The 12,644-nt window shown below is 71.0% G+C and carries 10 protein-coding genes and 1 pseudogene; all 11 read right to left on the bottom strand.

What is annotated here, in order from left to right; genetic code table 11:
- Positions 1-389 precede the first annotated feature (389 nt).
- Positions 390-608, bottom strand: a complete 219-nt coding sequence (locus ABZ441_RS18995) for an MbtH family protein (protein ID WP_358975137.1) — start codon at positions 606-608, stop codon at positions 390-392.
- Between the two features lie 531 nt (positions 609-1,139).
- Positions 1,140-1,376: pseudogene (locus ABZ441_RS19000) on the bottom strand (MarR family transcriptional regulator); the annotation flags it as partial.
- Positions 1,377-1,558: 182 nt separating this feature from the next.
- Positions 1,559-2,053, bottom strand: a complete 495-nt coding sequence (locus ABZ441_RS19005; protein WP_358975140.1) for a GNAT family N-acetyltransferase — start codon at positions 2,051-2,053, stop codon at positions 1,559-1,561.
- A gap of 327 nt (positions 2,054-2,380) precedes the next feature.
- A complete protein-coding gene (locus ABZ441_RS19010; RefSeq protein ID WP_358975142.1) occupies positions 2,381-5,176 on the bottom strand; it encodes a hypothetical protein in 2,796 nt (931 codons plus the stop codon).
- Positions 5,173-6,285 carry an AAA family ATPase gene (locus ABZ441_RS19015; RefSeq protein WP_358975145.1) on the bottom strand — a complete coding sequence of 371 codons (1,113 nt, stop codon included), beginning with the start codon at positions 6,283-6,285 and terminating at the stop codon, positions 5,173-5,175. The genes ABZ441_RS19010 and ABZ441_RS19015 overlap by 4 nt, the downstream gene beginning before the upstream one ends.
- Positions 6,286-6,337: 52 nt before the next feature.
- A complete protein-coding gene (locus tag ABZ441_RS19020; protein ID WP_358975148.1) occupies positions 6,338-7,756 on the bottom strand; it encodes a VWA domain-containing protein in 1,419 nt (472 codons plus the stop codon).
- Entirely contained in the window at positions 7,753-9,144 is a 1,392-nt protein-coding gene (locus ABZ441_RS19025; protein WP_358975151.1) for a hypothetical protein, read from the bottom strand. The genes ABZ441_RS19020 and ABZ441_RS19025 overlap by 4 nt, the downstream gene beginning before the upstream one ends.
- Positions 9,144-9,662 carry a hypothetical protein gene (locus ABZ441_RS19030; protein ID WP_358975154.1) on the bottom strand — a complete coding sequence of 173 codons (519 nt, stop codon included), beginning with the start codon at positions 9,660-9,662 and terminating at the stop codon, positions 9,144-9,146. The genes ABZ441_RS19025 and ABZ441_RS19030 overlap by 1 nt, the downstream gene beginning before the upstream one ends.
- Positions 9,663-9,773: 111 nt before the next feature.
- Entirely contained in the window at positions 9,774-10,430 is a 657-nt protein-coding gene (locus ABZ441_RS19035; protein ID WP_358975157.1) for an alpha-ketoglutarate-dependent dioxygenase AlkB, read from the bottom strand.
- A gap of 95 nt (positions 10,431-10,525) precedes the next feature.
- On the bottom strand, positions 10,526-11,035 hold the full coding sequence (locus tag ABZ441_RS19040; RefSeq protein ID WP_358975160.1) for a methylated-DNA--[protein]-cysteine S-methyltransferase: 510 nt from the start codon (positions 11,033-11,035) through the stop codon (positions 10,526-10,528).
- A 27-nt stretch (positions 11,036-11,062) separates the two neighbouring features.
- Entirely contained in the window at positions 11,063-12,559 is a 1,497-nt protein-coding gene (locus ABZ441_RS19045; RefSeq protein ID WP_358975163.1) for an AlkA N-terminal domain-containing protein, read from the bottom strand.
- Positions 12,560-12,644 lie beyond the last annotated feature (85 nt).

Genomic DNA, 12,644 nt, shown 5'->3' on the forward strand with positions numbered 1-12,644 from the left:
GGTCCACACCTTTGGGGAGAGATTTCGGGGACGGTGAAGAGGGCCGGGTGAATCCGGCCACACCAATGCACCGATCATCGGTGCCGGGGCAGACGAAAGCCGCGTGGGGAGCTCCACGGCACTCATGGTTTCAGGTGCGATCAGGCACCGTACGGGAACATGCCTTCTCGGCAGGAGCCGCATCGCCTTCGCACATCGAAGGCGGCCAGGAGTAAGCCCGTCGACGGTTCATGAGTTCCACAGGAAAGCAGAATGAGCAAGGTCGATCGAGTCACGACAGTTATCGTGCGCGCCTGATCGATTCCGCTCGAACTCGAACGGAATCGATCAGACGGGAGCGTCGGCCCGGCACTCGACCTGGGAAGCCTCCTCGACGAACCGCCGCCGGCCTAGCCGGCCTCGACCTCCATCGCACGCACCAGACCCGCGGGCCGCATATCGGTCCAGGCGCCCTCGATCACGTCGAGACACTCCTGACGCGACCCTTCCGGCCCGTCGGCGCGCCAGCCGCCCGGAACGTCGATATGCGCGGGCCACAAGGAGTACTGGCCCTCGTCGTTCACCAACGCCACGAACCGCCCCGACTCGTCATCGAAAGGATTGGTCACGTCCGTCCCCCCACTTGTTCTCACTCTTTCCATGACACGTTCATCAGCCATGCCCGGGCGCACCGCTTCGGTCCTTTCCGCGGCACACCACCGAACCCCCGGCCCCGCGACGCGGTTAACCGGTCACATGGAACGGGGATACGTAACGTCTCCATACCACCGACATGCCTGCACCTGATCCAGGGTCAACCCGACGTCACCCGTTCACGTCAATCACATTAGAGGACCCGCGGCCACGAACGGCGTGTATTCGCCTGATTACTTACGAGCAGCCGAGTGCGCGCGACGGAGTGCGCCCGCCTGCGGAATATGCCAATCCATGCTGTTCGAAGAAAATCAGCCACCCCATGTCCTTATGGTGCCGGTAGAACTTGATATGAACCAGACATTTTCGGATAGCCGCTGGCGTACGCCCGCGTACTTTCGCCGTATGCGGAGGTCGCGCCAAGCTCCCGTGCGCCGGTTACGCGCCCCTGCTGTCCGCAGGCCACCACACGCACCCGCCGTGGCCGGTCGGGATTCGGCCGCGGCTCAGGAAGGGCCGTCCGGCTTCGTGCCGGGCTTCGCGTGGAGTACCTCGCGGGCCTGTTCCGCCGCGCGGGCGATGTTCTCGGCGACGAAGTCGAGGAACCGGGCGATGTTCTCGAGGCGGCCGGCTGCCGGAGTACCGGGGCCGAGGACACCGACGCCCTGCCGTGCGGTCTCGATGATCTGCGCGGTGGTACGAGCACTGGCGATCATCGACTGGTACCAGATGTCGTCGTCGACGAAGAGACCCAACCCGCGAAGGCCCGTCACAGCCGTCCCCCGATGGCTGCGGCGGGCCTTCGCCTGCGACGGTCTCGCCTGCTGCCGGCGTTCCGGTCCCTCACGAGCGGGCCCGGTCAGGTCCGACGGTCCGCTCGCACGTCATCAGGCCCCCGGACACTCCCCGGCGGCGAGCAGGGTTCTCACAGCAGGAGGTCGCGCCGGTACCACGTGCCCGGCGCGCCGCCGAGATCAGCCGGGTCGGCCGGGCCGACCGGGACGAACCCGGCCCTGGTCAGTACCTTCCCGGACGCGGCGTTGTCGTGGGCGGCGGCCGCCCGCAGTGTGCGCAGGCCGTGCGTCGCTGCGGCCATCCAGCACAACTCCCGGATGGTCGCGGTCGCCACGCCGCGGCCGGTGACCCGCTCCGCGACCCGGTAGCCGAGTCTGGCCGTGCCGTCCTCCAGGTCGTACAGGTTGAACCTGCCGAGTACCGAGCCGTCCTCGGCGACGAGCACGTAGAACGCGCAGACGCCGCTTTCCTGCTCGTCCAACAAGGCGCTGTACCGGTCGGCGAACCTGTCGAAGAAGTCGTCGCCGCGGTCGGAGACCGAGGAGGCGAAATAGGTGCGGTTCGCCAGCTCGAAGGCCAGGACCGCCGGGGCGTGCTCGGCGTGCAACCGCTTCAGCTCGGGCATTGCGCGACTCTACCCAGCTCGCGCGCTGAGGCCACCTGGGTTTCCGCCGGCCGGCGGCCGGCGGCCACACTGCGTGCCCCGCTTCGCCTTCCTCGGGACACTGGAGGGGCGTGTGACGGCCTGGGCCGGCGCCGCAGGGGCACTGGCCCGGCCGGCTGCCACCGCAGCTCGATCGCCGTGACGCCGTCCGGTTCGCGAAGGGAGCGGTGATCGTCGGCGGCGTCACACACCGGCCTCTTCGTGCACGCGCTGCCGGGCGCCACCCGGCGCTTCGTCGTCCGACCGTCCGCCGGGCCGCCCGTGCCCCCTCACCTCATGCAGCAGCCGTCACGATCCCGCCAGCAGCGCCTCCAGTGCCACCGCTGTCTCGGGGTGGCGGCCGTCGAGGACCGCGCCCGAGGGTGCGGACACCTCCGCCTCCCAGGTGCCCTCCCAGCCCAGCAGCTCCGCCACGCTGTCGCACGTGTCCGGGTGCGCGGCGAGCAGGACGGCGCGACCGGCCGTGACGCCTCCGGCAGCCGCCGTGACGGGTTCTTCCGGGGCGGCCTGCCACGGCGCGACCCACCCGTCCAGCGCCGCGAGGCGGCCGGGGAAGACACGTCCGGCCTCACGAATCAGCAGAGGGGCCAGGTCGGCGCCCTCCGAGCGCAGAGTGGTGATCAGCGTCGGCAGCCAGGGCAGCAGCACCGGATCCGGCAGCCGTGCGAAGGCCTTCGAGACCGCCTCCACGACGAAGTCCGCCAGTTGCGGGACCGGCTCGAGCGCATGCAGGAATCCGCTGAGATAGCGCGGATAGGCGGGCACCACCAGCGGGTCGGCCAGCAGTTCGTCGCACCGCTGCCGCAACTCGCCCCGGGACAGCTGTCCGAGATGCACTTGGGCCGCCCACAGCAGGGCCACCCTGGAGGGCTCCTGCGGGTGCGACTGGGCGAAGGCGAGCTCCAGCTGGGTCCGGTCGCAGCCGAGCGACAGGGCCAGGCTCTCCATGCTGAAGAGGAATCCCAGCATCGCGGCGACCTGGCGCACGGTCGCGTCCTCGTCGGTGAAAGCCGTCGGCAGGAGAGTGCAGTAGTGCGCGTACCCCGTCTTGGCGAAGGACTCGATCCACGACGGCAGCACCGGCCGGCTGATCCGGTAGTACGCCAGGAGCCGGCGCACCCGGCGCAGGACCTCCGGCGCCCCGTCGACGCTGCGCTCGGTGGCGAGCACCTCGAGGGCCCGGGTGCCGAGTTCGTCGGCGAGGCGGCCGCTGCGCAGATGCAGCACGGCGTCCTCGACGGCCGCGAGGACCTGCGCCGTGGTGGCGTTCGGGGCGTACGCGGCACGGCGCAGGCGCTGCTCCAGGACCTGCTCGATGCTGACGCCCTCGTAACCGAGCTCGATGAGCGCCCGCTGATGCGTGCCCAGTGCCAGGTCCCAGGACTCCTGCACCGACTGCTTGCCGAGCTCCCGCTCGCCCATGATCGGCCGTGCGGCGCCGTGCGGCATCAGATGGCGCAGCATCCACAGCACGTCGGAGCACTGCCGCAGTTCCGGTTGGGAGGTCATGTCGAGCAGGGCCCGCTGCACACCGCGCTGCTGCAGCTTGAGGTTGAGCGGGGCCAGGCGGTCGTGCACGTCGCGGGCCAGGGGCGGCAGCGCGTCGTAACCGACCCTGCCGATCCGGTCGCCCCCCATCAGGATCTCCACGAGGCGGCGGACGTCACGCCTGCCCGGCACGGTCTCCTTCTCGATGCAGGTGACCGCCGCGTCCTGGAAGTCGTACGGGGTGGGCCTGGCCCGGTCCCGCATACCGGCCAGCAGGATCGACGTCTCGAAGACGGCGATGGCGTCGGCGGTGGAGGCGAGGTAGCCGTTTCGGCGGGCGGAGCGCACGATCTCCACGGACCAGCCGAGGAGTTCGGCCTCGTCCAGCCGGTCGAGGGCGGGTGGGCTCTGCAGGAAGCCGGAGAGCTTGTCGGAGGTGACCTCCGCGCCCACGGGACCGGCCATCGCGGCGGCCTTCCTCGGCTTCGCCGCCTTCTTCACGCCATCCTGGCCGGCGAGCCGGAACGGCTGGACCCGGGTGCGCTTGAGGTTCTTGGACCACTGGGTGGCGGCGATCGACACGGATCCGGCCGCCAGTCCGAACTGCGCCTCGATCGCCGCGTGGCTGGACGGGATCAGGCCGTACTGCCAGGTGCTCTCGCTCGTCGGGCTGATCTCGAAGGTGTCGCTGCCGTGGACACCGAACTCCTCGACCCGGCTGGACGCGTGGAACGCGCCGCAGACGTAGAGGCAGTCCTCGGGGTCGGTGCCCGTCGCGGCGAGGTGCTCACGCATCCGGGTCCACATGTAGCGCTCGCGGTCCTCGTCCACCCGGACCCGGCCCGTGTCCCCCGGGGCCAGGCGGCGGAAAAGGCTGCCGATGAGAAGCATGACCTGGCGGTAGGTGTCGTGGTCGCTGTCGCCGAGGGGCAGCTCGACGTACTGGTGCCACCACTCCGACCAGTGCCGCACGCGGCCGTGGTGCAGGAGGTGCTCCTCGAGTTCGGCGAAGCGTGGCCGCAGGTCTCCGATCTCCACCCCGACGGCGTCACCGTGCAGCGCCGCCTCCTCCTCGGCGGGCCGGTCGTCCGGGCCGGTGGGCTCCGTCCCGCCCGCCTGCCACTGGAACACGTGGTCGGAGGACCGGTCCACGAGGACCAGTTCGACGCCCGGGGTGTCCAAGGCGTAGGAGATGGCCTGGTATTCGGCTGACGCCTCGGTGATCGGGGCCACGACCGACAGGGGTGCCCAGTCCGCGGGGAAGCCCTTGACCTCGCTCGCGAAGGCCTGGACGGCGACCGGCAGCCGGCAGTTTCGGAGCTCCGACAGCAGGGGTGCCATGTCCTCGCACAGCTCCAGATACACCACCTTCGGCTGCTTCTCCCGCAACCGCCGTGCCATGGCGACCGCCGACGCGGGCGAGTGGTGGCAGACGGGGAAGATCTCCAGGGGCTCGCGTACGGCGCGGTCGACATCGTCGACGATGCCGAGGAGGATCCCCTGCAGTGCGTCCGGGCCGTCGGCGAACTCCGTTGCGGCCTCCTGCAGTTGTGTTCTCAGCGCCTCGAAGGGTGTCCCCTCGCTCCGGGCACTCATGACAGGGTGGCGATCGCGTCGCGGCCGCCCTCCAGGAACTCCGGCCAGCTGCCGCCCTCCTCCTTGCTGCGCGGCTCGACGACGCCGTGCAGGTACTTGTTGAGGATGGCGAGGTCCTCGGGTTCGCGCCGCGCCAGAGATCCGACGAGCGAGGAGGCGAGGGTGCGGGCGGTCAGCGCGCGTTCGCCGAAGAAGTTGCTGTGCAGGATCGCGTCCTCCAGTACACCGATCTGCTCGGCGCTCGACAACGCGGACTCCAGCTTCTCGTCGTCGCTGCCGGCCGCGGCGGCGGAGGCCCGCAGGTCGGCGAAGCTCTGCAGCAGTACGTCCAGGAGGGTCGGCGGCACGTCCAGCTCGATCTGATGGCGGCGCAGCAGTTCCTCGGTGCGGAAGCGGACGATCTCCGCCTCGCTCTTCTTGTTCGTCACGACCGGTATGCGGACGAAGTTGAAGCGGCGCTTGAGCGCGGAGGACAGGTCGTTGACCCCGCGGTCGCGGCTGTTGGCCGTGGCGATGACCGAGAAACCGGGCTTGGCGAAGACGATGTTGTCGCTGTCCATCTCCGGGACCGAGATGTACTTCTCCGACAGGATCGAGATCAGTGCGTCCTGGACGTCGCTGGTGGAACGGGTCAGCTCCTCGAAGCGGCCGATCGCCCCGGTCTCCATCGCGGTCATGATCGGTGAAGGGATCATCGACTCCCGCGACTGGCCCTTGGAGATCACCATCGACACGTTCCACGAGTACTTGATGTGGTCCTCGGTGGTGCCGGCCGTCCCCTGCACCACCAGGGTGGAGTTACGGGAGACGGCTGCGGAGAGCAGCTCCGCCAGCCAGCTCTTGCCCGTGCCGGGGTCCCCGATGAGCAGCAGGCCCCGGTCGGAGGCCAGCGTGACGATGGAGCGCTCGACGAAGCTGCGGTCTCCGTACCACTTCTGGGAGATCTCCCGGTCGAGGCCGTCGGAGCGCTCGGATCCGAGGATGAACAGGCGGACCATCTTCGGCGACAGCCGCCAGGAGAACGGCTTGGGGCCGTCGTCGACGGACTCCAGCCAGTCGAGCTCCTCGGCGTACTTGATCTCGGCGGGGGCGCGCAACAGGTCGGACATGTGTGGGGCCTTTCTGAGGGTTCGGGTTCGACTGCACCGGTGCCGAGAGGCTTCAGGTGAGGAAGGTCTTGAGCTCGTGGACGAGCTTGCGGATGTGGCCGGACAGCACGGGCGTCCCCTGGTCCTTGAAACGCTCCCGGAACCACGGGTTGACGCTGGCGCGGCCGGAGCTGGTCACGGAGCCGACCGGGATGAACTTGGCGCCGGAGCGGTGGATGGCGGCCATGCTCTCGAACAGGGGCTCGGTCTGCCATTCGTAGAAGTCCGAGATCCACACCACGACCGTGTTGCGGGGTTCGGCGATCTTCGGCTGGGCCAGTGCCATGGCGACGGTGCCGTCGGTGCCGCCCCCCAGGTTGGTGCGCAGCAGGGTCTCGAACGGATCGTGCACCCACGGAGTGAGGTCGAGGGCCTGGGTGTCGTACGCGATGAGGTGGACGTCCACCTTGGGCAGGCCCGCGAAGATCGAGGCGAGGATGGTGCAGTTGACCATCGAGTCCACCATCGAGCCCGACTGGTCCACGACGACGATCAGCCGTTGCGGCGTCGTCCTGCGCGCGGTGTGGCGGTAGAACAGCCGGTCGACGTAGAGGCGTTCCTCTTCGGGGCTCCAGTTGGTGAGGTTCTTCCAGATCGTGCGGTCGAGGTCCAGGTTGCGGAACACCCGCTTCGGCGGGACCGAACGGTCCAGGGCGCCGACGGTCGACTTCTCCACCTGTGTGCGCAGTACCTCGGCGACCTCGTCGACGAAGCGGCGGATCAGGGACTTGGCGTTGGCCAGAGCCACACCGGACAGGTTGTCCTTGTCCCGCAGCAGTTGCTCGATCAGCGACATGCTCGGCGTCAGCCGACCGGCCAGCTGGGGATCGGCGAGCACTTCGCGCAGCCTCATCCGTTTGACGAGGCCGGCCTCGATGGAGCCGAGCCCGATCTCCGGGATGAGACGGCTGAGGTCGGGGGTCCTTCCGCCGCCGCCCGTGCCGGTCGGGCTGACGCCCGTGCCTCCGGCGCGTCCGCCGCGCAGCTCGCCGGGCCTGCAGCCGAGCGCGCGCTCCAGCCAGCCCGCGTCGGACTGCCACCGTGACAGCTGCCCTGCGGTGACGGTGCCGGGCGGGGAGTGGAAGACGTTCAGCAGGACCTTCGAAACGAGTGCGGCGCGCCGCACCTCGGCGGCCCGGTCGCGGGTGTCGCCGACCACGCCTTCATCGTCGGCGTCGTCCTCCGGCACCATCAGACCGTCGAACTCGGCGGCCAGTTCGGGGTGGCGCTGCACCACGGAGTCGACCGACGCCTGCGGATCCAGCAGCTTGGCCGGCAGGCCGATGTCCTCGACCACCGCGAGGCTCGCGGATTCCAGGGCCGCCTGCTCCTCGTGGTCGAAGAGGCGGGCGAGCAGGCGCCAGTACATGACCTGGCGGCGGTTGTCGTGCGAGGTCTCTCCGGTCACCTCGGGACTCTGTCGTCCGGTCATTTGCGCAGCAGCCTTCCCGCGCGCTCGCTCAGCACCTTGGCGGCATCGGTTGCGGCCTTCTCCGCCTTGACGCCGGCCTTGTCCGTCGTCCCCCCGGCCCACGCACCGGCGTGCAGGGAGGTCACCTTCTTCCGCACCGTGGTCTCGACGGCCAGGGGCTGCACGCCGAACGCGCCGGCGTCCCACCGGATCAGCGCGATGCACGCGCCGGACCTGGCGACGGCCTCGGGGGTGAGGGGCCCGGCAGCCGGTATGCGGTCGGTGTCCACGGCCAGGTCGAAGCCGGCGACGGTGAAGGTCACTCGGCCGTCGTCATCCGTCCGGACGGTGTAGCCCTCCAGGAAGACGGGCACGGCGATGCGCGCCGGGTGCCGGTCCAGGGGGGCGGTGCGCGGGGCGGTCGCGGTGGGCAGGGCCACACGGGCGGTGGCGAACGCATCGGCCGGCTCTCCCGCGCGTGCGTGCTCGTCGCTCCAGAGGAGGTCACCCTCCGCGGTGACCGGCATACCGGTGAGCTCCATGGAGCGGCCCTCACCGGCTGCGGCGAGGAGCGACATGTGCGGGCGCATCAGCTGCCAGATACCGGCCCCGACGACCGTGTCGGGCTTGGGCACCGAGACGCCGGCGCGCACGAGCCGGGGCGCCGAGCCGTCCGCGGGCTCGAACACCGCGTGGACCTGTGCCTGTGCTGCGGTCGCGTGCTCGGTCACGTCGACACCGAGGGGCAGCAGGCGTCCGTCGACGGTACCGACGGCCGGCGTGGCCGCCGCGCCGGGCACCGTCAGCAGCATGCCGCGCGACCAGAGGTCGGCCCATCGGCGCAGTGGGAACCGCTCCAGCGACGCACCGGGGCAGGACGCGGCGAGTTCGGCGGCGAAGCCGTCGAGGAGGGCCGCGAGGCGTCGCAGGGACGGGTCGGGGAGCATCGCGGAGACGACCTCGGCGGCCCCGGACACCACCTCGTGGTCGAGTCCCTGCCATCCGCAGCGCGCCAGGTCGGACAGCCACGCGCGGGCGGCCGTCAGCAGATTGACCGCCGGCTGTCCGGCGGCCACGAGGACGGCATCCGCCCCGCGCCGGCGGCCGGCCGCTTCGTCGGCACGGTTCAGCAGGGCGTCGTGGACCGAGCCGAGCAGCGCGGTCCGTGCGGCGGCGAGAGCCACGAAGTGGTCCTCGTCCGCTGCTCCGGCGGCCGCCTTCGCGGCCGCTTCGGAGACCCTGGCGGCCAGTGGCGTCCCGGTCACGGCGTCGGCGAGCCGTGACGGGCCGGAGGCTTCGGCCGGCCGGGGCCGGAGCAGACCCGTGACGAGGGCCTGGTCGAAGGCGTCGACGGCGGCCAGGGCTTCGTCCAGACCGTCGACGGGCCCGGCGAGCAGATCGGCGCGCATCACGCCACCGCCCGGGTCGGCGGGAAGAACTGCATCTCGGGCAACGGGGCTGTGGACGGCGCGTGTTCGAGATAGGCAAGGTGGCGCAGGAACCGGCTGAAGACGGACGCGGCGGCTTTCGTCGTGTCCATCTGCGGACGGGTGCTCCTCATGGCCGAGGCCAGTCCGGCACCGTCCGTGTCGCCCTCGGGGACGTCGGCCTTCAGATACCGGACGACACGCGGGGCACCGTACTGCAGGACCGCCTCGTTGATGAGGGCGCCTATGTGGTTGCAGAACGATCCGCGCGCACCGCCGCAGGGCCGGTTGTTGTTGGTGCTGCAGGCGAACGCGAAGCTGCCCGTGGCGACGGACGACACGTAGACACGTCCGATGTCCGATCCGCTGGACACCACACCCTGCAGGCGTCCGTCCGCCAGCTCGACGAACGGAACCTTGGCGAGCTTGCGCGGCCGCGCGGGTGGTACCACCCGTGCCGTGCTCGACCTCTCCCAATCGGACAACGCGCCATCTCCCATGCACAACTAAGTGGTCGTTCCCGCCGGGTCGGCGGAACACGACTGAACCTACTGGGCGCCACTGACAGCGATCCCGTCGCAGCTGGGAGGGGAGAAGGGCGGCCGCTGCGGCTACGCGAGACCGGTGACCCGCATCGTGATGTTCAGCCGCCCGGAGTTCAGCCCGGTGGCCGGGTCACCGGTGCCCTCCCGGACCTTGGGCACACCGTGGTAGGCGAAGCGTGAGGGGCCGCCGAGGACGAACAGGTCTCCCGAGAGGAGTTCGACGTCGGTGTACGGCTTGGTGCGGGTCTCCGTGTTGCCCACGCGGAAGACGCAGGCGTCGCCGACGGACAGGGAGACGACCGGTGCGGACGATCGCTCGTCCTTGTCCTGGTGCATGCCCATCCGGGCCTGCCCGTCGTAGAAGTTGATGAGCGCGGTGTCCGGGGTGTAGTCCCGCGCGGCCTCCTCGTCGCCGTATGCCTCCAGGAGGGCGCGGCGTCCGAGCCGGAGCATCCAGTCCGGGAAGGCGGCGACCCTGCGGCCGTTCACGTCGTCCGCCGTGCGGGAGTACGCGTACGGCTGCCAGTGCCAGCCGACGCACACGGTCTGTACGGACATGACGCCGCCGCGCGGCAGGCGGGTGTGCCGGATCGGGACGGGCCCGGTGGCCCAGGCGCGGCAGGCGGTCACCAGCTTTCGCTGCTCGTCGAGGGTGAGCCAGCCGGGTACGTGCCAGGCTCCCGGGGCGACTTCCGTGGCGGGGCGGGGGATCAGGGCGTTCACGGAGAGGTGCGGTCGGTGGAGGTGGTCATGGGGCGGCTCTCCTGGGAGACGGGGCGGGTCACCGGACATCCTGGCGGTCACGTCGCACGGTGCGGTCAGGCATTCGGGCGGCGGCTCTCCAGATCCAGCAGCTGCCGCTTGCGGTCGAGACCGCCCGCGTAGCCGGCCAGGGCACCGTTCGCGCCGATCACACGGTGGCAGGGGCGCACGACCAGCAGCGGGTTGGCGCCGATCGCGGTGCCCACCGAGCGCACCGCGGCGCGCGGCGCCCCGATCCGCGCCGCGATCTCGCCGTAGCTGAGCGTGGTTCCGTACGGGATGGCCTCCAGGGCAGCCCACACCCGACGCCGGAAGTCCGTGCCGCGCCCGGCGGCGTACTCGATGCCGAACTCGGTGCGGCTGCCGGCGAAGTACGCGCGCAGTTCGGCGGCGATCACGGCGAACGCGTCCGCGCTCTCCGTCCAGCCGTCCCTGACCGTCGCGCCGCCCTTCTGGCCGGGTACGGAGAGTGAGGCCAGGGCGGTGCCGCCCTGCGCGGTGGGTGACTCCTCGCCGACCAGCAGCAGTTCGCCCAGCGGGCTGTCCATCGTGGTGTGCAGCGTCATCGTTCCTGTCCCTTCCGGGGTCATCGTTCAGATCCCTCCCGCCGAAGCGGTGCGACGGCGGTCGGCCGCCTCGTTCCAGAAGTAGTGCATGGCGTAGGTGCGCCAGGGCCGCCATGCCTCTGCGTCCACCGCCTCGACACCTGCGTGTCGCATCCCCGCGCGGACCGCCGTATCGCCGGTCAGCAGGACGTCCGGGTCGCCGAGCGCCCGCATCCGGACGTATCGGGCCGTCCATGGCCCGACGCCCCGCAGACCGAGCAGTTCCTTCTCGGCCCGGTCCCGGTCCGCGCCCGGGTCGAGGCGGATCCGGCCCTCGGCGAGGGCCGCGGCGACGCCGCGCAGGGCGGTCCGTCGCGAGTCCGGCATCCCCAGCCCGGCCAGACCCGCCTCTGCCAGGGTGCCGGGTTCGGGGAACGTGCGGGTGAGGCCGCCGCTGGGCACCCGGAGCGGCGTGCCGTACGCCGCCACCAGCGCGCTGCCGAGCCGGCGCCCCGCCGCTACGGAGACCTGCCCGCCGAGGACCGCCCGGAGGGCCACTTCGTGGACGTCGGCGGCGCCGGGTGCCCGCAGCCCCGGCTTACGGGCGACGAGCGGGGCCAGTGCGGCATCGGCGCCGAGGCGCTCCGCGACGGCGTGGGGGTCGGCGTCGAGGTCGAAGAGGCGGCGCATCCGCTGCGTGGCGGTCGTCAGGTCGCTCAGATCGCTCAGCTGCAGCCTGCATTCAAGCCAGCCCCCGCCGGTGCTCTCGCGGACCTCGGCGATGCCTGTGCCGTGGGGCAGGCGCAGGGTCCGCCGGTAGGTGCGGTCGCCGCGCTCGCCGGCCATCTCCTCGATGCCGTCGAGGGCGCGGACCGCGAGGTGGTCGAAGACCTCGGCGGCTGCGTACGGTCCCCGGTGGGCGAGTCGCAGCGGCACTCCCCCGCCGCCGTCCGCGATGCCGACGGAGCCGAATCGGGAGGCGCGGCCGGGACGGGTGGCGCGCAGCTCTCCGGGGGTGAGCGCGTAGATCTCCCGCACCGTGTCGTTGAACTGCCGCACGCTGGCGAAGCCGGAGGCGAACGCGATCTCGGCGGCCTGCAGGGTGGTGGTCTGCAGCAGGACCCGCGCCGTGTGGGCCCGCTGGGCGCGGGCGAGCGCGATGGGCCCCGCGCCGACCTCTGCGTTCAGCTGGCGCTGCACCTGGCGGGCGCTGTATCCGAGACGCGCGGCCAGCCCGGCGACGCCCTCACGGTCGACGACCCCGTCGCCGATCAGCCGCATCGCCCGGCCCACCAGGTCCGCGCGCACGTTCCAGCCGGCGGAGCCGGGGACCGCGTCGGGGCGGCAGCGCCGGCAGGCACGGAATCCGTCGCTCTGGGCGGCGGCCGCAGTCGGGAAGAACGTCACGTTCCGGCGGTGGGGCGTGGTGGCGGGACAGCTCGGGCGGCAGTAGATGCCGGTCGTGGACACGGCGAAGAAGAACTCTCCGTCGAACCGGGCATCGCGGCTGGTCACCGCCTCGTATCTGCTGTCGTCGCTGGTCATGCCTCCAGGGTGCGGCATCGTGCCCAGCGGTGCTGGCGGGTTTCGGACGGCACGTTTCAGAGATTTGATCGATCACAGTTCTCTT

It is taken from the genome of Streptomyces sp. NPDC005752, assembly GCF_040630715.1.
Lineage (GTDB): Bacteria > Actinomycetota > Actinomycetes > Streptomycetales > Streptomycetaceae > Streptomyces.

Bases quoted from the DNA above. Each gene is read 5' to 3' on its own strand.
- ABZ441_RS19010 (WP_358975142.1), bottom strand. From the start codon at position 5,176: ATGAGTGCCCGGAGCGAGGGGACACCCTTCGAGGCGCTGAGAACACAA.
- ABZ441_RS19045 (WP_358975163.1), bottom strand. From the start codon at position 12,559: ATGACCAGCGACGACAGCAGATACGAGGCGGTGACCAGCCGCGATGCC.
- ABZ441_RS19015 (WP_358975145.1), bottom strand. From the start codon at position 6,285: ATGTCCGACCTGTTGCGCGCCCCCGCCGAGATCAAGTACGCCGAGGAG.
- ABZ441_RS19030 (WP_358975154.1), bottom strand. From the start codon at position 9,662: ATGGGAGATGGCGCGTTGTCCGATTGGGAGAGGTCGAGCACGGCACGG.
- ABZ441_RS19020 (WP_358975148.1), bottom strand. From the start codon at position 7,756: ATGACCGGACGACAGAGTCCCGAGGTGACCGGAGAGACCTCGCACGAC.
- ABZ441_RS19040 (WP_358975160.1), bottom strand. From the start codon at position 11,035: ATGACGCTGCACACCACGATGGACAGCCCGCTGGGCGAACTGCTGCTG.
- ABZ441_RS19005 (WP_358975140.1), bottom strand. From the start codon at position 2,053: ATGCCCGAGCTGAAGCGGTTGCACGCCGAGCACGCCCCGGCGGTCCTG.
- ABZ441_RS19025 (WP_358975151.1), bottom strand. From the start codon at position 9,144: ATGCGCGCCGATCTGCTCGCCGGGCCCGTCGACGGTCTGGACGAAGCC.